The 23959-nt window shown below is 68.8% G+C and carries 20 protein-coding genes; 8 read left to right on the forward strand and 12 right to left on the reverse strand.

Features of this window, described 5'->3' with window-relative positions; translation table 11 throughout:
• Positions 1–53 precede the first annotated feature (53 nt).
• Genes VMT40_RS06345 through VMT40_RS06355 form a run of 3 tightly spaced genes read right to left on the reverse strand, consistent with a single transcriptional unit; the run spans position 54 to position 2363 of the window.
• Positions 54–893, reverse strand: coding sequence for an alpha/beta fold hydrolase (locus VMT40_RS06345; RefSeq protein ID WP_326356975.1), 840 nt, complete (start codon positions 891–893; stop codon positions 54–56).
• Between the two features lie 53 nt (positions 894–946).
• Entirely contained in the window at positions 947–1519 is a 573-nt protein-coding gene (locus VMT40_RS06350) for a TetR/AcrR family transcriptional regulator (protein WP_326356976.1), read from the reverse strand.
• A complete protein-coding gene (locus VMT40_RS06355; RefSeq protein WP_326356977.1) occupies positions 1512–2363 on the reverse strand; it encodes an alpha/beta fold hydrolase in 852 nt (283 codons plus the stop codon). The genes VMT40_RS06350 and VMT40_RS06355 overlap by 8 nt, the downstream gene beginning before the upstream one ends.
• 279 nt (positions 2364–2642) lie before the next feature.
• Here VMT40_RS06355 and lon point away from each other — a divergent pair, with 279 nt between their 5' ends.
• The 3 genes from lon to VMT40_RS06370 all read left to right on the forward strand — a co-directional run bounded on the left by lon (position 2643) and on the right by VMT40_RS06370 (position 6333).
• On the forward strand, positions 2643–5027 hold the full coding sequence (lon, locus tag VMT40_RS06360; protein ID WP_442789926.1) for an endopeptidase La: 2385 nt from the start codon (positions 2643–2645) through the stop codon (positions 5025–5027).
• 128 nt (positions 5028–5155) lie between these two features.
• Entirely contained in the window at positions 5156–5965 is an 810-nt protein-coding gene (locus VMT40_RS06365) for a heavy metal-binding domain-containing protein (protein ID WP_326356979.1), read from the forward strand.
• A complete protein-coding gene (locus tag VMT40_RS06370) occupies positions 5962–6333 on the forward strand; it encodes a DUF5073 family protein (RefSeq protein ID WP_326356980.1) in 372 nt (123 codons plus the stop codon). Before VMT40_RS06365 ends, VMT40_RS06370 begins: the two co-directional genes overlap by 4 nt.
• Before the next feature lie 82 nt (positions 6334–6415).
• Here the strand turns inward: VMT40_RS06370 and VMT40_RS06375 are convergent, their stop codons facing one another.
• From VMT40_RS06375 to VMT40_RS06400, 6 genes are all read right to left on the reverse strand, one after another.
• Positions 6416–7408, reverse strand: coding sequence for an oxidoreductase (locus VMT40_RS06375; RefSeq protein ID WP_326356981.1), 993 nt, complete (start codon positions 7406–7408; stop codon positions 6416–6418).
• 52 nt (positions 7409–7460) lie between these two features.
• Complete coding sequence (locus tag VMT40_RS06380; RefSeq protein ID WP_326356982.1) at positions 7461–8243, reverse strand: enoyl-CoA hydratase/isomerase family protein; 783 nt, start codon at positions 8241–8243, stop codon at positions 7461–7463.
• Between the two features lie 30 nt (positions 8244–8273).
• Complete coding sequence (locus tag VMT40_RS06385) at positions 8274–9359, reverse strand: DNA polymerase IV (protein WP_326356983.1); 1086 nt, start codon at positions 9357–9359, stop codon at positions 8274–8276.
• 33 nt (positions 9360–9392) lie between these two features.
• Complete coding sequence (locus VMT40_RS06390; RefSeq protein WP_326356984.1) at positions 9393–9866, reverse strand: hypothetical protein; 474 nt, start codon at positions 9864–9866, stop codon at positions 9393–9395.
• A gap of 166 nt (positions 9867–10032) precedes the next feature.
• On the reverse strand, positions 10033–10992 hold the full coding sequence (locus VMT40_RS06395) for a class I SAM-dependent methyltransferase (RefSeq protein ID WP_326356985.1): 960 nt from the start codon (positions 10990–10992) through the stop codon (positions 10033–10035).
• 91 nt (positions 10993–11083) lie between these two features.
• Positions 11084–12964, reverse strand: a complete 1881-nt coding sequence (locus tag VMT40_RS06400) for an ABC transporter ATP-binding protein (RefSeq protein ID WP_326356986.1) — start codon at positions 12962–12964, stop codon at positions 11084–11086.
• Between the two features lie 129 nt (positions 12965–13093).
• Here VMT40_RS06400 and VMT40_RS06405 point away from each other — a divergent pair, with 129 nt between their 5' ends.
• Positions 13094–15919 (forward strand): FAD-binding and (Fe-S)-binding domain-containing protein, encoded by a 2826-nt coding sequence (locus tag VMT40_RS06405; protein WP_326356987.1) that lies wholly within the window; start codon positions 13094–13096, stop codon positions 15917–15919.
• Between the two features lie 77 nt (positions 15920–15996).
• Positions 15997–16893: a DNA-3-methyladenine glycosylase family protein gene (locus tag VMT40_RS06410; protein ID WP_326357221.1), complete on the forward strand. Its 897-nt coding sequence runs from the start codon at positions 15997–15999 to the stop codon at positions 16891–16893.
• Between the two features lie 17 nt (positions 16894–16910).
• Here the strand turns inward: VMT40_RS06410 and VMT40_RS06415 are convergent, their stop codons facing one another.
• Genes VMT40_RS06415 through VMT40_RS06425 form a run of 3 tightly spaced genes read right to left on the reverse strand, consistent with a single transcriptional unit; the run spans position 16911 to position 19904 of the window.
• The gene (locus VMT40_RS06415) at positions 16911–18200 is read right to left on the reverse strand and encodes an ABC transporter substrate-binding protein (protein WP_326356988.1); all 1290 of its coding nucleotides are present in this window, start codon (positions 18198–18200) and stop codon (positions 16911–16913) included.
• Positions 18197–19024 (reverse strand): carbohydrate ABC transporter permease, encoded by an 828-nt coding sequence (locus VMT40_RS06420; protein WP_326356989.1) that lies wholly within the window; start codon positions 19022–19024, stop codon positions 18197–18199. The genes VMT40_RS06415 and VMT40_RS06420 overlap by 4 nt, the downstream gene beginning before the upstream one ends.
• Positions 19014–19904: a carbohydrate ABC transporter permease gene (locus VMT40_RS06425; protein WP_326356990.1), complete on the reverse strand. Its 891-nt coding sequence runs from the start codon at positions 19902–19904 to the stop codon at positions 19014–19016. Before VMT40_RS06425 ends, VMT40_RS06420 begins: the two co-directional genes overlap by 11 nt.
• A 192-nt stretch (positions 19905–20096) precedes the next feature.
• Here VMT40_RS06425 and VMT40_RS06430 point away from each other — a divergent pair, with 192 nt between their 5' ends.
• From VMT40_RS06430 to VMT40_RS06440, 3 genes are read left to right on the forward strand one after another with little or no spacing between them, the layout of a single operon-like run.
• Positions 20097–21980, forward strand: coding sequence for an SCO2524 family protein (locus VMT40_RS06430; protein ID WP_326356991.1), 1884 nt, complete (start codon positions 20097–20099; stop codon positions 21978–21980).
• A complete protein-coding gene (locus tag VMT40_RS06435) occupies positions 21977–22909 on the forward strand; it encodes an SCO2523 family variant P-loop protein (RefSeq protein WP_326356992.1) in 933 nt (310 codons plus the stop codon). The genes VMT40_RS06430 and VMT40_RS06435 overlap by 4 nt, the downstream gene beginning before the upstream one ends.
• A complete protein-coding gene (locus tag VMT40_RS06440; RefSeq protein WP_326356993.1) occupies positions 22906–23955 on the forward strand; it encodes an SCO2522 family protein in 1050 nt (349 codons plus the stop codon). The genes VMT40_RS06435 and VMT40_RS06440 overlap by 4 nt, the downstream gene beginning before the upstream one ends.
• Positions 23956–23959 lie beyond the last annotated feature (4 nt).

The raw sequence follows: 23959 nt of genomic DNA on the forward strand, positions 1-23959 counted from the left end.
ACCCTGTCAAAAGCTCCTGGCCTGGAAGAACCCGACGTGTCGCCGTCGATTCGTCAGTGGACGCTGTCGGCCGATAGGTGGGCGGCGAGGAATTCGGTGACGATCGCGGTGACGTCCGCTGATCGTTCGAGCATCGGCACGTGGCCGCAGCCGTCGAGGTACTCGGCGCGGTCGGGGCGCAGCCGGTCGTTCACCGTCCGACCGGCCACCGCCGACAGCACGCGATTCTGATTGCCCCAGATCACACAGACCGGTGGCAGCTCGGCGCGATCGGGCCAATCGTCCAGGGCCGCAAAGGAAGACAGGTCGCGCACCAGGTAGACGAGCGCCCGCGCCGGGAACCCGGAGGACAGCGGCGCGACGTACGGGCATTCGCGGTAGGCGCGGCGGGTGGTGAACCAGGAACGCGCGGTGCCCTTGGCGACCCAGCGCGGGGTGTGCCAGCCGCTGAGCGCCCGCGCGGTGCCGTCCGGCACCCGGCGCACCAGGTGGGCGGCGTGCCGCCAATCCCCGTGCATGGCAGTCGATTCGGTCAGCGGATTGATGGCCACCACGGCCCGGAACAATTCCGGATAGCGGCGGGCGAGGGTGAGGCTGATGGCCGATCCGACGCAATTGCCGACCAGCCCCGCGTCGGTGAGCCCGTGCTGCATGAGGAAGGCGCAGATCAATTCGGTATAGCGCTCGAGGGTGTATCCGTCGGCGGGCCGGTCCGACTCCCCGTATCCCGGCAGATCGACCGCGTAGCAGCGGTAGTCACGCGCCAGCGCCGCCATCAGCGGCGTCCAGATGATGTGCGAGGATCCCGCGCTGTGCAGCAGCACGACCGGCGGCCCGGTCTCCCCCTGCCGCGTGTAGGCCAGGTGCGTTCCGTCGAAGATGAATCGTTCCATGACACCCCAACACCTTCGTTGCCAGTGTTGTAGTCATGGTCCCGCAAGCCGGTTCAGCGCGAGCCGATTTCGCTGAGCCCGCGATCCAGGAAGCGAATCATCCAGTCGAAGCTGTCCTCGGAGTCGCCGCTCCACTGGAAGCCGTCGGAGGATTGCAGGGTGGCGAAGCCGTGGAAGGTGCACCGCAGCGTCCGCAGGGCGTGCACCATTTCGCCCTCGTCGATGCCGTAGCCGCGCAGGACCGCCGCCATGGAATCCAGCACGCGCGAACCCGATTGCAGCAGTGGATCATCCGGCCCGCGGAACTTCGCCCCGATGGTGGCGGCGTAGCGGCCCGGATGCTCGACGACGTACTCCCGGAAGGCATTCGCGAAGGCGGCCAGCGCGGCGCTGCCGGAGAGCCCGTGCATGGCGTCGCGCACCTTGCGGTCGAGCTCGGCCATGGCCAGCGCGGCAATGCCATGCTGCAGGTCGGCCAGGCTCTCGATGTGCTTGTACAGCGAGGGGGTTCGCACCCCGACCCGCTGTGCCAGCGCGCCCAGGGCCAGATTGCCGAAACCGACCTCGTCGGCGAGGGCGGCCCCCGCGGCAACGACGTCGGCTCGGCTCAGGCCCACCCTAGGCATGGTGTTCCTTCAGGAATGGCAGCACCAGATCGGCCACCTCCTGCGGCTTCTCGAACTGCGGGTAGTGGCCGGTGCCCTCGACCAGGCCCAGGCTGCCCAGCCCGGCGGGCAGGGCGGCGACGATGCGCTGACCCTCGCCCTCGGGGCTCGGGAAGTCCGGGTCGGCGCTGCCCATGATGATGAGCGCGGGCCGAGTCACGTTGGGCACCTGGGCTTCCGCGTCCGCGGGGGTCGACTTGCCGGTCTTCATGAACTCGGCGAAACGGCCGGGCTCGGTCAGCTTGGCCTTCACCTCGGCGAGGTACTCGTCGCGGTCGGCGGGCTGCGAGGGCATGGCCACCGTCAGGTACTTCAGCCATTGGCCGAGGCTCTTGAACATCATCGTGGACATCAACGGAATCATGCCGCCGCGGTGGCGGGCGTTGAACAGCAGGGCCCCGAGGTCGGCCTTCTGGGTGAGGGTGAAGGGGTTGATCTCCACCACGGCCCGCACCAGGTCCGGGCGCTGTGCCGCGGCGATCGTGACCGACCCGCCGGAGAGCGAGTGCCCGATCAGGATGGCGGGCCCGCCGCCCAGCTTCTCGATGACCGCGAGCAGATCATTGGCCACATCGGTGCGGCTGATGGCCTCCTTGCCGGTGACCGAGGCCCAGCCCATGCTCGACTCGCCGTGGCCGCGCATATCGGTGTTGACCACCCGGTATCCGGCGGCGGCCAGCAGCGGCACCAGGTGCTTGTTGACGTTCCGATCGATACCCATGCCGTGCGACAGCACGACCAGCGGACCCTCGCCCGTCTCGTCGTAGGCGATCCGGCCACCGTCGATATCCACGTACTGCGTCATGGTCTTTCACTCTCTGGGAGTAGCTAACTGCGATAGCCATAAAGCTAATCGCTTTAGCCATGTAGGTCAAGCGTTGTGCGGAAATTGCCTCTCGAGAATCGGCTGAATGCGACTGACCTGCTGATATGTATGTTCGCCCCCGGCGAACAAGGTCGCGGAACAATCGGTATACCGCTGAGGTTGAGTAGGTAACGCTCAACCTTGGAAGGGGTCGAAGACGTGACTACACCAACGAACCTGCCGGTCCTGTTCCTGACCGATCCGATCGTGCTGCCCGGCATGGTCGTCCCGATCGAGCTGGACGAGTCGTCGCAGGCCGCCATCGATGCCGCCCGCGCGGGCAAGGTCAACCAGGTGCTGGTCGCGCCGCGCCTCGATGAGGGGTACGCCACCTACGGTGTCGTGGCCACCATCGAACAGGTCGGTCGGATGCGCGGTGGCGCACCGGCGGCGGTGCTGAAGGCCGAGAGCCGGGCCAAGATCGGCCACGGCGTGACCGGGCCGGGCGCGGCGCTCTGGGTCGAGGCCGAGCCGGTCGAGATTCCGGCCGCCGACGGACGCACCAAAGAGCTCGCGGCCGAATACAAGAAGCTCGTCGTGTCGGTGCTGCAGCGCCGCGAGGCCTGGCAGGTCATCGACGCGGTCAATCAGATGAACGATCCGTCCACGCTGGCCGACGCGGCCGGGTGGGCGTCGTACCTGACCAATGATCAGAAACGCGAAATCCTGGACACCCCGGACACTTTCGCGCGGTTGACCAAGCTGATCGAGTGGACCACCCAGCACATCGCCGAGACCGAGGTCAGCGAGAAGATCAGCGAGGACGTGCGCGAGGGGCTGGAGAAGCAGCAGCGCGAATTCCTGCTGCGCCAGCAGCTCAACGCGATTCGCAAGGAACTGGGCGAGGACGAGCCCGACGGCGCGGAGGACTACCGCACCCGCGTCGAGAACGCCGACCTGCCCCCGGCCGTGAAGGAAGCCGCCCTGCGCGAGGTCGGTCGCCTGGAGCGGTCCAGCGATCAGAGCCCCGAGACGGGCTGGATCCGCACCTGGCTGGACACCGTCCTGGAACTGCCGTGGACCGTGAAAACCACCGACTCCACCGATGTTTCGGCCGCCCGCGCCCAGCTGGACGCGGATCACCACGGCCTCGACGAGGTCAAGGACCGCATGGTCGAATACCTGGCCGTGCGCGCCCGCCGGGCCGCCCGCGGCCTGGAGGTGGTCGGCGGACGCGGCTCCGGCGCGGTGCTGGTGCTGGTCGGCCCGCCCGGCGTCGGCAAGACCTCGCTGGGTGAATCGGTCGCCAAGGCCCTGGGCCGCAAGTTCGTTCGCGTCGCCCTGGGCGGCGTGCGCGACGAGGCCGAGATCCGCGGTCACCGGCGCACCTACGTGGGCGCGCTGCCCGGCCGCATCGTGCGCGCCATGAAGGAGGCGGGATCGATGAATCCCGTTGTCCTGCTGGACGAGATCGACAAGGTCGGCAGCGACTTCCGCGGCGATCCCGCGGCGGCCCTGCTCGAGGTGCTGGACCCGGCGCAGAACCACACGTTCCGCGACCACTACCTGGACCTGGATCTGGACCTGTCCGACGTGCTGTTCATCGCGACCGCGAACGTCCTCGAGACGATTCCCGGCCCGCTGCTGGACCGCATGGAACTGATCAGCGTGGACGGCTACACCGAGGCCGACAAGGTGGCCATCGCCCGCGACTTCCTGATCCCCCGGCAGCTGGAGCGCAACGCCCTGACCGCCGAGGAGGTCTCGATCACCGAGGAGGCGCTGCGCGAGATCGCCGCCAACTACACCCGGGAAGCCGGTGTGCGGCAGATGGAACGGCTGATCGCCAAGGCGCTGCGCAAGGCCGCGACCAAGCTCTCGGAGTCGGCGGACATCTCCGACACCGAAAGCCCGGTCGGTAAGGGCGAATTCGTGCCGGAGGGCCTGGGCTACGACAAGGATCTGGGCTACGACACCGAATCCGCCTCGGCCACCGGCAATCTGGTGATCGACCTGGGTGACCTGAAGGACTACCTGGGCCGTCCGCGCTTCACCCCCGACGGGGTGGAACGCACCGCGGTTCCCGGTGTCGCAACGGGTCTGGCCGTGACCGGCGCGGGCGGCGACGTCCTCTACATCGAGGCCAATGCCGCCGAGGGCGAGCGCTCGCTGACCCTGACCGGCCAGCTGGGCGACGTCATGAAGGAATCCGCGCAGATCGCCCTGACCTACGTCCGCTCCCACCTGGAGGAAATCGGCATCGAGCCGAAGGTGCTGGATCGCAATATCCACATCCACTTCCCGGCGGGCGCGGTCCCGAAGGACGGACCGTCCGCGGGCGTCACCATGGTCACCGCCCTGGTGTCGCTGGCCCTGGGCCGCCAGGTCCGCGCGGATGTCGGCATGACCGGCGAGGTCACCCTGAACGGCCGGGTGCTGCCCATCGGCGGCGTGAAGCAGAAGCTCCTGGCAGCCCAGCGCGCCGGACTGAAGACCGTGTTCATCCCGGCCCGCAACGAGCCGGACCTGGACGAGGTCCCGGCCGAGGTGCTGGCCGCCCTGGATGTCCGCCCGGTCGCCGACGTGGCGGAGATCCTGGCCTACGCCATCGAACCGGTGGCGGAACCCGCCTACGACGGTCGTCAGCTGAGCGCCACCGCGTAAGTCGCTCGAGTGGGAGCCGTGCGTGTGCTGTGAACACGCACGGCTCCTTCGTTTTCGATGGGTCGGAACCGGACCGGTCGTACCCTCGTTTAGGGATCTATCGGAGATCCGACGGAGGGCGATCAGCAATGCAACCCAACCAGCCCACTCAGCAACCGCAGCAGCTCGATCAGGTCGCGGGCGAGCGCCTCTCGCACGCGAACCGCATCTTCACCTCGGACCTCTCGGTCAACGAGTTCGCGCTACTCCACGGTGCGGGCTTCGAACCCATCGACCTGGTGATGGGCGTATCCGTCTATCACGTCGGCTTCCAATTCACCGGAATCCGTCAGCAGCAAGAACTTCCGGTTCTCACCGAGGCCACCTACCGGGCGCGCTGGAATGCCATGTCGCGCATGCAGGCCGAGGCCGACGCGCTCAAAGCCGACGGCGTGGTGGGCATGCGACTGGAATGGCGGCAGCACGGCGAATCCATGGAGCACCTGGAGTTCATCGCCGTCGGCACCGCGGTCCGCTACGCGAAATCCCCCGGCAGCTACCGGCGTCCGAACGGCCAGGCCTTCACCAGCCATCTCTCCGGCCAGGACATGGTGACCCTCATGCGCACCGGCTATGCCCCGGTCGCCTTCGTCATGGGCAACTGCGTATTCCACGTGGCCGTGCAGAGCTTCCGCCAGATGCTCAGCCAGATGGGCCGCAATATGGAGATGCCCCAGTGGACCCAGGGCAACTACCAGGCGCGCGAGCTGGCCATGTCCCGCATGCAGGCCGAAGCGGAACGCGATGGCGGAACCGGCGTCACCGGCGTGAGCTTCGATATCTCCAACTACGCCTGGGGATATCACACGGTCGAGTTCTACGCCTCCGGCACCGCCATCCGCCGTATCGGCGACGGTGACCCGATCGCACCGACCTTCACCCTCGGAATGGACTCGTGACCGACTTCGATATCGAGACCGCCACCCGGGCCATCGATGCGGCGCTCGGCGGCCCCGGCGGTCTCGGCCTGGTCTTCACCGTCTTCGCGGGCGTCCCCGGAGTTACCCGAATCCCGGCCCGCAAATCACTGTTCCGCTCGGATCCCGAACGGGTCCAGATCGGTTCCTGGCGTTACGAGGTCACCCGCGATCAGCGCATCCGGGCCGACCACATCGTCGGCGGAATCGTGCTGGCCGAGGAGCTGCTCCCGGCCGCCGCGATCGCACCGCACCTGGCCCGCGCACTGGCCGAGATCGCGACCTCCTACGGCCCGCCCGCGCTGCCCCACCTCGCGGCGGCCCTGGAGGTGCTGGCCGACGCGGGGTGAGATGACAGGTGCGGGGCGAGGGGGCAACTATTTAGCGAATATTCTTCGTTTCACATGAAACAAGAACCGACCAGGCCGTCGGTCAGAACTCCCCCGCCACGCCGAGCACCGTTCGGCCCGAGTGGGTTCCATCCAGGATGGAGTGCAACACCGATTCCGCGTCGGTGATCGGCGCGTAGTTCTCCAGCAGCGAAAGATGTTGGGGCTTCAGGTCCTTGGCGAGGCGCGCCCACAGCTCGCGGCGCTGCACGATCGGGAAGTGGGCCGAGTCGATGCCGAGCAGCGAGACCCCGCGCAGAATGAACGGCATGACCGTGGTGGGCAGGTCGGACCCGCCGGTCAGCCCCGAAACAGCCACCGCGCCACCGTATTTGACGGTGCTGAGGATGTGGGCCAGGGAGGTGCCGCCGACACTGTCGACGGCGGCCGCCCACTGGGCCTTGCCGAGCGGGCGCAGCTTCTCCCCCTCGCCGGGCAGACGGCCGATGACCGCGTTCGCGCCCAGGGTCGAAAGCAGTTCGCCAGCACCGAGTTTGCCGGTGGAGGCGGTCACCTCGAAGCCGAGGCCGGAGAGAATGTCGACCGCCACGCTGCCGACACCGCCGGTCGCGCCGGTGACCAGCACCGGGCCGTCCTCGGGCGTGAGGCCCCGATCCAACAGCGCCTGCACGCTCATGGCCGCGGTGTATCCGGCGGTGCCGATGGCCGCGGCCTCGCGCGGGGTCAGCCCCTCGAGCTTGACCACCCAGTCGGCGGGGACGCGCGCGTATTCGGCGAAGCCGCCGTGATGGGAGACGCCGATCTCGTACCCGTGCGCGACCACCAGATCGCCGGGCGCGAATTCGGGATCGGTGGAGGCGAACACCTCACCGGTCAGATCGATGCCCGGAATGAGTGGGTATTGGCGCACCACACCGCCGCGCGGCGTGATGGCCAGCCCGTCCTTGTAGTTGGCGCTCGTGTAGTGCACCTTGATCGTCACCTCACCCGGCATGAGGAAGTCGTCGCCGACCTCCTCGCGGATGAGCGAGATCCCGTCCTTGGTCTCGTGTGCCACCATCGCCTGGAACTCCATGATCCGAGCATAGGGCTCGCGATGCTGGTCAGGTCGGTGAAAGCGGCCGAGCTCAGGCGAATTTCGGCGCCCGTTTGTCGACGAAGGCGGCAATGCCCTCCTGGCCGTCGGCGGATTCGGCGCAGCGGGTGATGAATCCGGCCTCGGTGTTCAGCTGCTCCTCGAGGGTGTGCTGGGACGAGACCAGCAGCAGCTTCTTCACATTCGCGTTGGAGCCCTTGGGCCCGGTGGCGAACTCCCGCGCCAGCGCCTCGACCGCGTCGGTGAGCTCCACATCGCGCACCACCCGGTGCAGCAGACCCCAGTCGAGGGCCTCGGCCGCGGACAGCGTCCGGTTGGTGAGCATGAGCTCCTGGGTCCGGCGCAGCCCGATCAGCCGCGGCAGGTAGTAGGACGCGCCGCCGTCCGGGCTCAGGCCGACCTTGGTGTAAGCCATGGTGAACGAGGCGGATTCGGCCGCGACCACCAGATCTCCGGCCACCGCGAGGCTCATGCCCGCCCCGGCCGCCGTGCCGTTCACGCCGACGATCAGCAGGGCGTCCATGCGGGCGAGCGCGGACACCGCCTGATGCAGGGTCGCGGCCAGCTTCTCGATGAACTCCCCGGTGTCCGCGCTGGCCGCCATCGCCCGCACATCGCCGCCCGCGGAGAAGAACCGCCCGGCACCGGTCAGCACCACGACCTTCACGGCCGGATCCTCGGAGCAGTACTCGGCCGCGCGCACCAGTTCGTCCGCCAGCGCCTGATCGATGCCATTGGCGGCATTGGGCCGGTTCAGCGTGATGCGCGCGATCGGGCCATCGTGCTCGAAAAGGATGTTCTCGTACTCACCCATCGTGAGAAGCCTTCCGTCGGTGGAACTTGATCACAGCATGGCGTATTCGACGCGGACACCCAGCAACCGGATGGGCCGATCCAATTCGAACGAGTGCAACACTTCCAGCGCCGTCTGCACGATCTCGTCCACATCCGCGGTGGGCTTGGGTAGTTTCCGCTGTTTGCTGCGGGTGAAGAAGGTCTTGGTCCGCACCGTCACACTCACCCGGCCGACGCCGCGCCCCTGCGCCACGGTCTCCTCGGCGACCTGGGTCGCCAATCGCACCACGGCCGCGTCGATCTCCGCGGGTTCGGTGAGGTCGCTCGGGAAGGTCTCGGATCGACTGTGGCCCACCGGTTCTCGTGGCTCGGAGATATCGGTGTCACCCGCACCGTGGCCGAGTACCCACAAATAGGGGCCGGTATTGGGTCCGAACTCGGCCGCCAGTTCGTTGCGATCGGCCGCGGCCAGATCGGCCACGGTCTCGATGCCCAGGCTGCTCAGACGTTTCGCGATGCGTGCCCCGATGCCCCAGAGCGCACTGGTCGGTCGGTGGGCCATCAATTCGACCCAGTTGTCGGCGGTGAGTCGGAAGATTCCCGTGCCGGTGTGGTCCGAGGCGTCGTCGGATGCCCCGGCCTTGCCCACCGCCTTGGCGAAGCCGGTCGCCAGCTTGGCCCGAGTCTTGTTGTCGCCGATCCCGACCGCGCAGGTCAAATCCAATTCCCCGATGGCGGATCGAATCTCGCGCGCCAGTTGCTCGGGATCGTCGGTGTCCACCGCCAGGAACGCCTCGTCGAAGCCGAGCACCTCCACTCGCCCGGGAAAGGTGCGCAGCAGCGCCATGATCTCTTCCGACGCCTCGGCGTAGAACGCCAGATCCTGCGGTAGGAAGACACCCTCCGGGCAGATCCGCGCGGCGGTGCGCAGCGGCATGCCCGCGCGCACCCCGAAGGCCCGGGCCGGATAGGAGGCGCAGGACACCACCTTGCGGGGTTCGGTGGGATCCCCGTTCCCGCCCACGATGACCGGTTGCCCGCGCAGCTCCGGATGCCGCCGGAATTCGACCGCGGCCTGGAATTGGTCGAGGTCGACGTGCAGCAGCCAGCGCGTCACCCCTCCGTCATACCGCATGGTCTCCCGAAATGCCGGGAACCCGGGGAACGGTCAGCGGGAACGGCGGAACCACGGGAGCGGGGAGCGATAGGCGTAGCGCGCCTTCACCACCCCGGTGTCCACCTGGCCGACGACCCGGATCAGCGGAGCGCCCGGGAAGCGCGGCAGCTTGACCCGATTGGCCACCGTGCCATTGCCCGGCAGCACCGCGTCCATATCGACACGCCAGCCGCGTGGCACGATGAGCACGATCGTCCCCGCACCGGCCACGGCCTGGATGTCGATTTCGCGCCGCGAGCACCGGGCCCGGGTGAAGTCGATGACCAGCTTGCCCGAAACCGCCTCGGCCACCAGCTTTTTCGGGACCGTCCAGTCGTCGTCGGTGCGCCGCCGGGTGCCGTCGGTCACCCGTAGTTCCAGGGGCGGCGCGTCGGCGGCGGGCTGGGATCGACGGGCGCCGAACATGCGCTCGATATCGTCGACGCGGGTAGCGGGCGTGTGCCGCTGCTCCTTGGTACGGGTCACCGAAACTCCTCCCCCGGCATGTGAAACGATCATGCGGGTGATGCCATGGGGCTCGAATTATGCCGTATGCCAGGGCATTTCGGGAGGTCAGGGGCGCTTCGGCGGCCACAACAGCATTGCGGTTAGGGCACGGTCGGGTCACGACCGTGCCGGTCATATCGTCCCGCTATCGGCGGCCCAAGAAAACCGTGGTCGCGCCGAGGATGTAAATGTCTTCGCGCGCACCGACATACGTCTCGGCGGACGCGTCCAGCAGCGCCTCGAGGGTGGCCCGATCGTCCTCGCCGAGCCGGTCGCCGACCCGCTCGCGCAAGCCGTCCAGCCACGCGATGACGCTGGCGCGCACGGCCGGTGACGGCGGCGCGGGATGATCGGTGAGCACGCTGAAGGAGGTCACCTCGTCGAGCCCGGCCCGGCTCAGCGCCACATTCCAGCCGTAGGGCATGGGCGTGGAACCGGTGATCTCGGCCCGCATCTGGGCGAAGCCCGCGTCGCGCACCGCCAGCAGGCGATCCTGCAGGCCGGGCGCGCCGATGCCCAATTCCCATGGCAGACAACGCACGGGGAGTCCGCCCTCGGCCAGGGCCAGCCAGCCGCCGGGCCGCAGCAGTCCGGCCAGGCGGGTGGTGCCCGCCTGCTGATCGGGCAGGTGATGCACCGAGCGCGAGGCCCACACCAGATCCGCGGCCGGAACGTCGGTGCCGAAGTCCTCGGCCGCGGCATCGGCGCGCAGCGTCTCGACCCGCACCCGATCGTCGCCGCCGAGGGCCACCTTCACCGCCTGCGCTGCCACCTCGAGCAATTCCGGCACCGCGTCGACGAGGATCAGTCGCCCGCCGCCGCGCGCCGCCAGCTCCCGGGCGAAGGCCACACTCTGCCCGCCCGCCCCGGCCCCGATATCGACGACGGTCGGCTCGGCCACCTCGGGAATCAACGCGATCAACCGCTGCGCGATCTGCGCATTGGCCTCGGCCGCCATGGCGTCGTCGCGCTGCAGGTCGGGGATCATGGTCGCCCAGTCGATGCTGTCGTGGGTGTGACCGTGGCCGTGCCCGTGGGTGTGGCCGGGACCGTGGGAATGCCGGTGGCCGTGGGTGTCTGCCTGTCCGTGTGAATGCGAGCCCATGCTCCCGACGCTATCCCCGGTGGCGTCGGGAGTCACAGTTCTTTTGCCGATTCGGCAAGCTCCGTTTCCGATCGGGTCGCGGACCTTCCGGTCAGGCGGCCGCGGGCGCGCTCGCGTCGGCGAACTGGGTGCGGTACAGCTCGGTGTAGCGACCCTCGGCCGCGAGCAGCTCGGCATGCGTGCCGCGTTCCACGATGCGGCCGTGCTCGAGCACCAGGATCTGGTCGGCATTGCGGATGGTGGACAGCCGGTGCGCGATGACCAGCGCGGTACGCCCGTCGAGCGCCTCGGCCAGCGCCTCCTGCACGGCGGCCTCGGAGGTGGAGTCCAGTGAGGCGGTGGCCTCGTCCAGAATCACCACGCGGGGCTGCTTGAGCAGCAGCCGCGCGATGGTGAGCCGCTGGCGCTCGCCGCCGGAGAGCCGGTAGCCGCGCTCGCCGACCACGGTGTCCAGGCCGTCGGGCAGGGATTCGATGAGATCGCGCAATCGGGCCCGCCCCAACGCATCCCACAGCTCCGCCTCGGTGGCCTCGGGCCGGGCCAGCAGCAGGTTGGCGCGAATGCTGTCGTGGAACAGATGACCGTCCTGGGTGACCAGGCCGACGGTGTCCCGAATGGACTGCGCGGTCAGCTCGCGCACATCCTTGCCGCCCAGCAGCACCGCGCCGGAGTCCACGTCGTAGAGCCGCGAAACCAATTGCGCGATGGTCGATTTCCCGGCGCCGGAGGAGCCGACCAGCGCCACCATCTGCCCGGGCTCGGCCCGCAGCGAGACCTGATGCAGCACTTCCTCGCCGCCGCGGGTGTCCAGCGTGGCCACGTCCTCGAGCGAGGCCAGCGACACCTTGTCCGCCGACGGGTAGCCGAAGCTCACGCCGTCCAGCTCCACCGCCACCGGCCCGTCCGGTACCGGCACCGCGAGCGGCGAATCCTGAATGAGCGGGCGCAGATCCAGGATCTCGAAGACCCGCTCGAAGCTCACCAGCGCCGACATCACGTCCACCCGGGCGCTGGCCAGCGCGGTGAGTGGCGAGTACAGCCGGGTGAGCAGCAGCGAAAGCGCCACCACCGCACCGGGTTCCAGCTGCCCCTGCAGCGCGAGGTAGCCGCCGAGCCCGTACACCAGGGCCAGCGCGAGCGCCGACACCAGCGTGAGCGCGGTGACGAACACGGTCTGCAGCATGGCGGTGCGGACGCCGATGTCGCGCACCCGCCCGGCGCGCAGGCCGAATTCCGCGGACTCCTGCCGCGGCCGCCCGAACAGCTTCACCAGCGTCGCGCCCGGTGCGGAAAAGCGCTCGGTCATCTGGGTGCTCATGGCCGCGTTCAGCCCGGCGGCCTCGCGCTGGATCCCGGCGATGCGCTCACCCATGCGCCGGGCCGGGATCACGAACACCGGCAGCAGCACCAGCGCGAGCAGGGTGATCTGCCAGGACAACCGCAGCATGACGGCCAGGGTGAGCGCGAGGGTCACCACATTGGTGACCACCCCGGACAGGGTGGTGCTGAACGCCCGTTGCGCCCCGATGACGTCATTGTTCAACCGGCTCACCAGTGCGCCGGTCCGGGTGCGCGTGAAGAAGGCGATGGGCATCTTCTGGACGTGGTCGAACACCGCGGTGCGCAGATCGAAGATGAGCCCCTCCCCGATGCGCGCCGACAGCCAGCGAATGACGATGCCCAGCCCGGCATCCAGCACCGCGACCGCCGCGATGATCACGGCCAGGGTGATCACCGTGCGGGGCGCGCCGTGCCCGACGATGGCGTCGACCACCCGCCCGGCCAGCACCGGGGTGGCCACCGCCAGCAGCGCGGAGGCGATGCTGAGGACCAGGAACGCCACCAGCCGCCGGTGATGCGGGCGCGCGAAGGCCAGAATCCGGCGCGCCGTCGCCAAGCGCAACGGCCGCTGCTCGGTGGGCGCGTTCATCTGCCGGTACAGCTGGTTCCACGCCACGGATTCGATACTCATCCCCGCTCCTCACGTCCGGGTTCCATCGAACCCCACGGCACCGACAGTAAGACCTCAACAAAGGTTCAGATCAAGGGCTTCCGGGCAGGTCGGGCTTTCGCGCACAGCGAAACGCCTAGGGTTGGGGACGTGGCCGGGGTGTGGAAGAAGACCGAGGCGTGGGAGAAGACAGTGCGCGGGGCGATCACCGGCGAGATCGAGACCGATCCGCGGCGGCGCGCCGAGTACTCCTCGGATGCCTCCAACTATCGCGTGCTGCCGCGCGCGGTGGTCTTTCCGCGCGATGCCGCCGATGTCTCGGCGACCCTCGACATCGCGCGCACGCACGGCTTGGCCGTGACCGCGCGCGGGGCGGGGACCTCGGTGGCGGGCAATGCCATCGGGCCGGGACTGGTGCTGGACTTCAGCCGACACATGAATGCGATCCTGGAACTCGATCCAGAGCAACGCATTGCCCGGGTGCAACCGGGCGTCGTGTTGTCCACGCTGCAGCGACAGGCGGCGGCCCACGGACTGCGCTTCGGTCCGGACCCGTCCACCCAGAACCGCTGCACGATGGGCGGGATGATCGGCAACAATGCCTGCGGCCCGCACGCCGTGGCCTGGGGCCGAACCTCGGATACGGTGCGGCGCTTGCGAATTCTGGACGGCCGCGGCCTCGAACGGGTCCTCACCGACGACCTCTCGGCCATCGCCGGTCTCCCCGAATTCACTCGAAACCGAATGGCGCTCATCCGCACCGAACTGGGCCGCTTCGAACGCCAGGCGTCCGGCTATGCCCTGGAACACCTACTGCCGGAACGGGGTTCGTCGATCGCCAAGGCGTTCGTCGGCACCGAGGGCACCTGCGGTCTGCTGCTGGAGGCGACGGTCGACCTGGTGCCCGTGCCCGCCGCGACCGTGCTGGTGCTGCTCGGATACCCCGACATGCCCACGGCCGCAGACGATATCGCGGCCGTCATGGCGGTGCGTCCGCTCGCCGTGGAGGGCATGGACGCCCGCCTCGTCGATGTGGTGCGGACCCATCGCGGCGCGGTGCCGGACCTGCCGCGCGGCGGCGGCTGGCTGCTGATCGAGATCGATGGCGCCGATCCGCACGAGGCCCGGGACAAGGCGGAACTGCTGCGGTCCCGCGCGCACGCCCTGGATTCCCGAATCGTCACCGACCAGGCGGAGGCGCGGGCGCTGTGGAGCATTCGAGCCGACGGCGCGGGCCTGGCCGGTCGCACCCCCGACGGCAATCCGGCCTGGCCGGGCTGGGAGGACGCCGCGGTGCCGCCCGATCGACTGGGTGACTATCTGCGGGACTTCGACGCCCTGATGCGCGAACACGGGCTCGACGGCCTGCTGTACGGCCATTTCGGCGACGGTTGCATCCACGTCCGCCTGGATCTGCCGATAGCCGATGCGCCGCAACGCTTCCGGGCCTTCCTCGAGGACGCCGCCCGCCAGGTCGTGAAGTTCGACGGATCGCTCTCGGGCGAACACGGCGACGGGCGTGCCCGCTCGGAACTGTTGCGGCACATGTATTCCCCGCAGGCGCTGGATGCCTTCGCGGAGTTCAAGGCCCTCTTCGATCCCGAGGACGTGCTGAATCCCGGTGTGCTCGTACAGCCGCGACCCATCGATGCCGATCTGCGGCTGGCCGGACTACGCCCGCTGCCGACGACGGGCGGTTTCGCCTTCCCCGCCGACGGCGGTCTGGCCACGGCGGTGCACCGCTGCGTCGGGGTCGGCAAGTGCCGCGCCGACAATCACGCGTCCGGCGGTTTCATGTGCCCCTCGTATCTGGCCACCGCCGATGAGAAGGACAGCACCCGGGGCCGGGCCCGTGTGCTTCAGGAAGTCGTTCGGGGAGCGCTGGATTGGCGGTCCGAGGCCGTCGCGGAGTCCCTCGATCTGTGCCTGTCCTGCAAGGCCTGCCATTCCGACTGCCCGGCCGGTGTGGACATGGCGACCTACAAGTCGGAGACGCTGTACCGCCGCTATCAGGGCAGACGCCGCCCGATGGACCACTATTCGCTGGGGCGGCTCCCGCGGTGGCTGGCCGCGGCCAGCCGGGCACCGCGCCTGGCCAACCTGCTCGGCACCGCCGGACCACTGCGCCGCACGGGCCTGCGCCTGGCCGGAATGGACCCGCGCCGCGCGGTACCGACCCTGGCGCACAAGAGTTTCCGTCGATCCTGGCGGCCGAGCGCGCCGACGGCCCCGGGAGCGGATGTCCCGACCCCGGGATCGGATGTCATGCTGTGGATCGACACCTTCACCGATGCCTTCGACCCGGAGATCGCCCGGGCGACCGTGACGGTGATCGAATCCCTGGGCCATCGCGTCACGATTCCCGAGCGCCGCGTGTGCTGCGGCCTCACCTGGATCAGCACCGGCCAACTCGACGATGCCCGAAAACGCCTGCGCGCCACCGTCGATGCCCTCGCCGACCATGTCGGTGCGGGCGGGGTGGTCGTCGGCCTGGAACCGTCGTGCACGGCCGCCCTCCGCGAGGACCTCCCCCGACTGCTCCCGGACGATCCCCGCGCCGCCGCCGTGGCGCGTGCCGTCCACACCCTGTCCGAATTCCTGGAGACCCAGCCCGACTGGCAGCCCCCGGATCGCAGCGGCCACACGGTCCTGGTCCAGCCCCATTGCCACCAGCACGCCGTGCTCGGCTTCGACGCCGACCGCCGAATACTGCGTCGCACCGGTGCGACGGTGACCGAGATCACCGGATGCTGCGGGCTCGCGGGCAATTTCGGCATGCAGCGCGGCCACTACGACGTCTCGGTCGCGGTGGCCGAGAACGGCCTGCTCCCGGCCCTGCGCGCGGCACCCGAGAAGACGATTCTGCTCGCCGACGGCTTCTCCTGCCGCACCCAGGCCGAGCAGTTGGCGGGCCGTCGCTTCCGTCATCTCGCCCAGTTCCTGCTGGAGGACGGTCCCCCTAGAATGACGCGGTGACTCCAGCGCCGCCCGCACAGACCAGCACTGCGCCGTGCGCACAGACCAGCACTGCGCCGTGCCGCGAGCACACCCGGGTGCTGCACTGCGATCGTCCGTTCGATCTGGCCGCCACCATCTCTCCACTGCGCCGCGGCTTCGGTGACCCCTGTCACCGGCAGACCCCCGACGGCTCGCACTGGCACGCCTCCCGCATGCCGTCGGGCGAGGTCACCTACCGACTGCGGCAGTCGGAGCGCGACGCGGTCGAGGCCCGGGCGTGGGGTCCGGGCGCGGAGGAGTTCCTCGAGCGATTGCCCACCATGCTGTGCCTGGACGAGGACCTCAGCGACTTCGCCCCCGAGCACCCCAAGGTGGCCGAGGCGCACCGGCGCAATCCCGGCCTGCGCATGCTGCGTACCGGCCTGGTGTGGGAGGCGCTGGTTCCGGCGGTACTGGAACAGAAGGTGCACACCAAGACCGCCCACGACTCGTGGCGGAAACTGGTGTGGCGCTATGGAACTCCGGCACCGGGACCGGCCCCGCGCGGGTTGCGTGTCATGCCGGACGCCGAGACCTGGCGTCACATTCCGTCCTGGGTCTATCACCGCGCCAATGTCGGCCCGCAACGGTCGAAAACCATTGTGCTGGCGTCACGTATCGCGTCGAAGCTGGAGGAGGCGGCCGCGCTGAGCCACGCCGACGCCGCGCAGCGGCTGCGCACGGTGCCCGGAATCGGGGTGTGGACGGCGGCCGAGATCGCCCAGCGTGCCTTCGGCGACGCGGATGCGTTGTCGGTGGGTGATTTTCACCTGTCGTCCATTGTCGGCTGGACCCTGCTGGACCGACCGATCGACGACGACGAGATGGTCGAATGCCTCGAACCCCTACGCCCGCACCGGTATCGGGCCGTGCGGCTGCTCGGCCTGGCGGGCTTCGCGCGGAAACCGAAATTCGGGCCGCGCACCCCGTACACCGATCACAGCCGCATCTGAGCGGGTGACCCTCGGGCTTACTGCTGCGCGGCCGCCGAATCCGCTTCCCGCTGCGCGCGGGCCAGCGCCTCGGGCACCGGGATTCGGCCCAGATACATCTCATCGAAGATCGGTGTCATGGCCTGCAGCGCCGCCGGGAATCCCGCACCGCCGCCCGCCCGGATCGTCTTGTCGCGCAGCACATCGAAGAACGGCGACACATCGACACCGTGCCGTGCCCAGTAGTCGCGATACACCCGCTGTTCGGAGACCACCGCCGGAATGGTGGCCCCGTTCGCGCCGAGATACCGATTGCCCGCCGCACTGCCCAGCCAGGCCAGCACCCGCCGCACCGCGTCCGGATGCGCCGTGGCCGCATTGCCCGCGACCCCGATCGCATTGTCGGCCGATGCCCGCCCGGCCGGACCCGCGGGAATCATGGCCAATCCCCAGGAGAATCTGGCACTTTGCGCGACGGTGGCCAGAGTGAAACTGCCGGATTGGAACAGCGCCATGCGCCCCTGTAAGAAGGCGTTCTTCGCGAAATCACCGCTGGTATTGGTATCGGCAGCGGACGGTGACAACCCGTCCGCGACCAGGCCCACGGTGTAGCCGAAGGCGTCGCGTCCCGCCGGAGAGTCGAAGGCGAACTGTCCGTCGCGCTGCAACTGCCCGCCCGCCGACCCCAGATACGGCAGCGTGATGGACTGAAAGTCATTGGCGGCGTTGTACGGCCACGTCGACACCGAGGCCAGCCGCCGCAGCAGGGGACGGAATGTGTCCTGCCCCGCGTCGGGACTCCACCGGGCCGTTTCCAGTTCGGCCGGATCGACCCCGGCTCGCGCGAGCAGATCCCGGTTGACATACACCGCGCTGCCGCCATCGACGAATTGCGGTACCGCCCAGAGCTTTCCGGATCGCGTGTATTGCGCGACGGCACGCGGATCCCAGTCCCGCGCGGCCTGCGGTCCGAGCGCCGCCCCGATATCGATCAGGTGCCCGCTGTCGGCGTAGTCCTCGTACAGGTTGGTCCAGAACAGGTCGTCGGCAATGCCGCCCGCCACATCCAAACGCAGCTTCTGCGCGTAGGAAGCCCACGGCACCAGCGTGATTCGCACCTCGATATCCGGATTGTCCCGCTGGAACTCGTCGAGTGCGGCCCGGTAGGCGGAGACGAAACTCTGATCCCAGATCCGCATCCGGACAATGGTGCGTCCGCCGCCCTCGCCCTCCCGCCCCAGCCACAGTGCCGCCGCCACCAGCAGCACGGCCACCACCACGATCCCGAGCACGGCCCGGGTCGAATCCTTCGGCCGCAACCCGCTCATTTGAGCCCCGTCACCGCGATGGACCGCAGCACCTGCCGCTGGAACACCACGAACAACACCACCAGCGGCACGATGGCCAGCGTGGTGGCGGCCATGATGAGCGTCCATTGCGCGTTGTATTCGGTCTGCAGGGTCGCGGTGGCGACCGTCAGCACCTGCCATTTCGGTCCCGACGCGGCGACCAAGGGCCACATGAAACTGTTCCACTGCGAGACCACGGTGATGACCGTGAGCGTGGCCAGAATGGGTCGGCTCATCGGCACCACCACGCTGACGAGGATGTCCAGCGTCGCGGCCCCGTCCACCCGCGCCGCGTCGATGATCTCGCCGGGTATGGCCCGAAAGTACTGGCGCAGTAGGAAAATCGCGTATGGCGACCCGAACAGGAACGGCAACACCAGCGCCCAGAAGGTATTGAGCCAGCCCAGTTTCGCGAACATCAGATACAGCGGCACCAGCGTGACCACGCTCGGCACCATCATGGTCGCGAGATAGGTCCAGAACAGCGCGTCGCGCCCGGGAAAGTCCAGGCGCGCGAAGGCGTACGCGGCCATGATCGCGGTGAGCAGCTGCCCGCACGTGATGCAGACCGTCATCAGTGCGGTGACCGCCACCGCGCGCCCCAGCCCTTGCTCGAGGACCGTCCGGAAATTCTCGAGGGTGGCGGGATGCGGCGTGGCCAAGGCGGATTCGTTCGCGAACTGGCGCGGCGTCTTCCACGCGGTCTGTGCGCTCAATACCAGCGGCGCGACCGTCACCAGCGCCCCGAGGATCAGCACCGCGTACGCCGCCGCGGCGCGGCCCCACCGCCGATCAGTACGCATAGCTCGTCCGATCCCGGAAGTACCGATGCTGCGCGAGCGTGATCACGAACATGACCGCGAACACCACCACCGCCATGACGGCCGCCCGCCCCGGATGCGCCGCCTCGAACGCCTCCGAATAGATCCGCATGGCAACCACATCCGTGCGATGGTCCGGCCCGCCCTTGGTGAGCGCGTACACCGCGTCGAAGGTCTGAAAGACATTCAGCACCCCGGTGACCAGCACGAAGAACATGGTCGGCCGCAGCAGCGGCAGGACCAGCCAGCGAATCCGCCGCCACCCCGTGGCACCGTCCAACGCACCGGCGTCGAGTATCTCGGTCGGTATGGCCCGAATCCCCGCCACGAAGAACAAGGCGACATAACCGACATTCATCCAGACGATCACCGCCGCCACCGCGGGCAACGCGAGCGTCGGCGAGCTCAACGACTCCACCCGCCGCCCCAGCAGCGCGTTCAACGCCCCGTCGGTCGGCGCGAAAATCCACTGCCACACCACGCCCACCGCCACTGGCGCGCACATCCACGGCAGCGCGTAAACCACCCGCAGCACGGTCCCGCCCCGTCCCCGCCGCGCCAGCAGGGTCGCCACCGCGAACCCCAGCGCCGTCTGCACCGGCACCGCGATCGCCGTGAGCGCCAGGGTCACCACGATCGAATGCCCGAACCGCCGATCGGTCAGCACCGAGCGCCAGTTGCTCCACCCCGTGAATCCCATGGGCCCCAAGAGATTCCAGCTGTGCACGCTCAGCCACAGCACCACCGCGATCGGCACCAGCAGAAAACACCCCACCCCGACCAGACTGGGCAGCAGCAGGGCATAGCCGACCGCGGCGCGTCCGCGCCGTGCCGTCACGGGATGGCGAACCGTCCGGTCCATGGTCCGCGACGCTACCGGGGCGGCCCGCCGCCCCCGCTCTCCCACGCCCGATCTGCCCGATATTGTGCTGTGCCCGACGCGATTTCGGACTGGCCTCCACCCGGTGCGCGCGCCTGGCGCATGATAGTTTCAGCCGCGCTCGTTCATAGCGTTACGGCGAGGCTGGCCACGACAGGGCAGGGGACGGCGTCGATGAGAATCAAGCCACGGGAACAGATCCTCGGAGTCTGGCGGTCGCTGTTGACCGCGTGTTACCACGATGAAGCCTGGGTCTGGGGCGGCCGCAATGGCTCGAACTCCATCAGCGACGCCGAACAACTGCTGTGCCTGCTGTATCCGGCCACCGAGATCGACGGCTTCGGCCTGGAGCGTCCCGACGAGATCGCCGACGACATCCGCGAGGTGCTCTCACCCCTGGGCGACAACGACCTCAAGATCGGCGAGCGGGTGGTCTGGCTGCTCGAGCAGTACATCGACCGCCACACCGAGGGCGAACCCGGCACCGCCACCGAACTGCCGATCTTCGCCGCGGGCAGCTACCTGGCCTCCTCCAACGGCGACGAGCCGACGCCCGCGCAACGCGCCCTCGATGTCGTCGACTCCTATTCCATGTCGCTGACCCTGTGCCTGGCCGCGCTGAAGTTCCTGCGCGGTTTCAGCGGCCCGGTCGCCGAGCGGGCGGTCGGTCGCCGCACCCGGCTCGCGGTCGAATTGGTCCCGCGCATCGAGCGACTCGACGCCCGCGTCAATGTCCGGCTCACCGCCGCCATGGTCGGTCTGATTCGCAGCTTCGTGGTGAATACCGTCGAGCCCCGCTCCGAGGCCGGGCAGGCCATGCTGTCCATGCTCAATCAGACCGGCGGGCCGCCCGAAGCGGTGGTGCACGCCGTCCAACAGCGCCTGGACCGGGTCCGCATTCGACTACGCAATGACGCCACGCTCAGCCAGGTCGAGGGCGTGGACCTCGACAGCGACGACATGCTCTTCGAATGCGGCTGGAGCTGGGGCATCGTGCGCAAGGCCGCGGGCATCGACTTCGTGGACATGGCCATCGCGGATCAACCCGGCCACGCCATCGCGCGACCGTATCTGCATTTCACGGTGGTGGCCCTGGACGGCATCAATGACCTCACCTCGGTCCGCACCCGCGAACTCGACCTGCTCAACGGCCAGCAGCGCCGCCTGGCCGAGGCGCTGCAGCTGCGCTGGGATCTGGCCCAGCGCTACTGGGCGGCGGTGGCGCGCTTCGGATCCGGTCGCTGGCCGCTCGAGGACATTCCGTGGCGCACCTCCGACGGCGAGGAGTCGGACTACTTCAGTCTCATCGTGTCCGCGGTTCTCATGCAGGATCTGCTCAATCGCGAGGCCGATGACGACGATCTGGACCGCGCCGCAACGATTTTCGACGAGCTGGCCCGCCGCGGCCGGATCATTCGCCGCTTCACCGAGGGTGATCCGGCGCGCACCATGCACACCCCGGGCGTGAGCCTGCGGCTGCTGGGCAGCGAGGAGCTGGACGGCCCGCTGCTGCTGTGGACCGTATCCGATTACGCCACCGTGCTTTTGAAGCGCACCCTGCAGGCCGCGCGCCTGTCGGGCACCATCGAGACCCGCGATCAGCTCATGAGCCTGGCCCAGGCCACCATGGACCATCTGGATCTGCGTGCCTTCCGCGAGGGCCCGGCCACCGGCCTGTGGGACGATCCCAGTCGCCTCTTCGGTGGCGGCGTCGAATCCCTTTTGCCGTCCTGGTATCTGACCGAGCGCGTCGTGGAGTGCATGGTGACCGCCGCGCGCATGTACCGCGAGCCGCCGCTGCGCTCGCCCACCTCGGTGACCCGCGCCATGGAACTGCTCATGGAGGCCGAGCACCTGCTGAATCGGGAGATGCTGGAGCTCAGTGAGACCGATATGTCCGCCGGGCGCACCGCCCTGACGCTGGCCGAACAGCGTCTGGAGCGCGCCCGCAAGCTCATCGACGAACGCCCCGGCACCGCCGTCAGTCTCGCCTCGCAGGCCCTACTGGAACTGGACGAGCTCGCCTACGCACGGTCCGACGCCACCAGGAGTGTGTGACCGTGCTCGTGTTCTCGGCTTCCGACAAGGGCGGCACCGGCCGCTCGGTCACCAGCTGCAATATGGCCTACTGGCTGAGCATGAAGGGCTACAAGGTCGCCTATCTGGACTTCGATTTCGGATCACCCACCGCGGGCGGCACTTTCGAGATCAGCCGGATCGACAATGGCGTGCGCGACGGCACCGGCCTGCACGCCTACCTGCTCGACGAGAACGGGACACCCGCGCGGCTGAGCGTGCGCTCGGAGACCGATCGCCTGGAGCTGAGCCGCTCCCGCCACCCCTCGGGCCGCCTGGTGCTGTTCCCCGGCGATCTCGGCGGCTCCGAGTTCACCACGCTCGACGAGCCGATGATCGACCGCTGCGCCGCGCTGTTCGCCACCTGCGAGCAGGAATTCAATATCACCTTCGTGGATTTGAGCGCGGGCCGCTCCATCGCGCTGGCCCTGGCGCTCAGCGCCACCAAGCATCCGCAGCTGGCCCGCGCGGTGTGCCGATGGCTGATCTTCCACCGCTGGACCCGCCAGCACATCGCCGCGGCCCGGGGCCTGGTCCACGACGAGCACGGCGTGCTGGCCACCGGCCTGGCCTGGGGTCACGATCGGACCGCACTGCTCAATTCGCTGCGCTATGTCCGCACCGCGGTGCCGGAACTCGGCGCGACCGCGGGGCTGCGTCCGGCCCAGGCGGCCTGGCTGCAGGAACAGCACAACACCCTGACCCGCGCGGCGAACCGGCACGGCATGGGCGAGAGCGGGATACTCGGAAAGATTCCGGTAGAGCCCATGCTGCAATGCCGGGAACAGGTGATCCTGGATGTGGACGTGGCCGCGCATGTGGCCAATGCCGAGACCGTGGCGGCGTTTCGGGAGCTGACCGAGAAGCTCATGAACGAGGCCGTCTGGGAACAGGTGGAGGTGCGCCGATGAGCTCCGCGACCGACTACAGCGAGGCCGGTGAGCGCAATCGCGTGGCCGGGCAACCGCTCTCGCACCTGTCCATCGAGGTCGGCCACTTCTATATGGACGAACTCGTCAACGGCGTCGACCGTATCCACGCGCAGTTGCGCAAGGTCGCGCCGATCGTGGCGGATCAGATCGCGGCGGCCGAACGGGAATTCGGTCCCGGCGCGCGGGTGAGCACCTGTTTCCTGGTCGACGACTACTTCTGGAATCGGACCGGTGCCCGCTCCCGGGAGACCCGGCGCACCGCCGATCCCCGCGAGGTGCTGCCCAAGCTGCTCGAGGCGGCACAGACCTGCGGGGTGCCCATCGACTACCTGGCCCGCGAGGCCGGATGCGCCGAGGTCCCGTCGTTCCTGGACGGCGAGCCGGTCGGCGCGCCGGTGCGCCTGGCGGAAATGATGGCCGCGCGTATCGTGCCCGAACCCGAACGCGAGGGCACCGGCCGCCGCCCGCCGACGGTCGAGTCGGGGTGGCTCTGCAATGGTCGCCGATCCTCGGAATTCGATGCGGGACAGGCCATGCGGATCGCGCGCTACCGGCCGCCGGAGGAGTTCGGCGCGCGCAATCACTCGATCTTCCTGGATGTGCAGCTGTGGAGCCGCCAGCTCGAGGAGGTCGCGGGCGAACAGGTGGAGCGGATTCTGTGGTCCTGCCCCTTCCTCGCCTCCATCTGGCAACTGTTGCGGCTCGGGCTGATTCGCGATGAAGGGGCCATGGTGGCCGCGCCGGTGCCCTGGCCCGATCCCTGGCCCAGCGACTGGTCCCGGCTGCCCGCGGTCGTCCAGCTCAACCCCGACGCCAAGCCGTTCGCGGCCTATCGGGCGCTGTCGGTGCTGCCCTACGGCTACCTGGGCATCGAGCATGCGGTGCGGGTCATTCTCGACCATCTGCAGCTCGACGAGGACGTGCAGGCCAAACTGGTGGAACGCGGTGCCAGCGAACGGAATCCGGTGCCGGTACCGCGGCTGGCCACGCGGCGGCTCAACCACATCTTCCTCGGGGATGTGTGAGGTG

It is taken from the genome of Nocardia sp. CDC160 (assembly GCF_035818795.1).
In the GTDB taxonomy this organism is placed as follows: domain Bacteria; phylum Actinomycetota; class Actinomycetes; order Mycobacteriales; family Mycobacteriaceae; genus Nocardia.

What these genes read in the sequence shown, in the direction of transcription:
- VMT40_RS06345 (WP_326356975.1), bottom strand. Translation starts at nt 893, where the DNA reads ATGGAACGATTCATCTTCGACGGAACGCACCTGGCCTACACGCGGCAG.
- VMT40_RS06350 (WP_326356976.1), bottom strand. Translation starts at nt 1,519, where the DNA reads ATGCCTAGGGTGGGCCTGAGCCGAGCCGACGTCGTTGCCGCGGGGGCC.
- VMT40_RS06355 (WP_326356977.1), bottom strand. Translation starts at nt 2,363, where the DNA reads ATGACGCAGTACGTGGATATCGACGGTGGCCGGATCGCCTACGACGAG.
- lon (WP_442789926.1), top strand. Translation starts at nt 2,643, where the DNA reads ATGGTCGTCCCGATCGAGCTGGACGAGTCGTCGCAGGCCGCCATCGAT.
- VMT40_RS06365 (WP_326356979.1), top strand. Translation starts at nt 5,156, where the DNA reads ATGCAACCCAACCAGCCCACTCAGCAACCGCAGCAGCTCGATCAGGTC.
- VMT40_RS06375 (WP_326356981.1), bottom strand. Translation starts at nt 7,408, where the DNA reads ATGGAGTTCCAGGCGATGGTGGCACACGAGACCAAGGACGGGATCTCG.
- VMT40_RS06380 (WP_326356982.1), bottom strand. Translation starts at nt 8,243, where the DNA reads ATGGGTGAGTACGAGAACATCCTTTTCGAGCACGATGGCCCGATCGCG.
- VMT40_RS06385 (WP_326356983.1), bottom strand. Translation starts at nt 9,359, where the DNA reads ATGCGGTATGACGGAGGGGTGACGCGCTGGCTGCTGCACGTCGACCTC.
- VMT40_RS06395 (WP_326356985.1), bottom strand. Translation starts at nt 10,992, where the DNA reads ATGGGCTCGCATTCACACGGACAGGCAGACACCCACGGCCACCGGCAT.
- VMT40_RS06400 (WP_326356986.1), bottom strand. Translation starts at nt 12,964, where the DNA reads ATGAGTATCGAATCCGTGGCGTGGAACCAGCTGTACCGGCAGATGAAC.
- VMT40_RS06415 (WP_326356988.1), bottom strand. Translation starts at nt 18,200, where the DNA reads ATGAGCGGGTTGCGGCCGAAGGATTCGACCCGGGCCGTGCTCGGGATC.
- VMT40_RS06420 (WP_326356989.1), bottom strand. Translation starts at nt 19,024, where the DNA reads ATGCGTACTGATCGGCGGTGGGGCCGCGCCGCGGCGGCGTACGCGGTG.
- VMT40_RS06425 (WP_326356990.1), bottom strand. Translation starts at nt 19,904, where the DNA reads ATGGACCGGACGGTTCGCCATCCCGTGACGGCACGGCGCGGACGCGCC.
- VMT40_RS06430 (WP_326356991.1), top strand. Translation starts at nt 20,097, where the DNA reads ATGAGAATCAAGCCACGGGAACAGATCCTCGGAGTCTGGCGGTCGCTG.
- VMT40_RS06440 (WP_326356993.1), top strand. Translation starts at nt 22,906, where the DNA reads ATGAGCTCCGCGACCGACTACAGCGAGGCCGGTGAGCGCAATCGCGTG.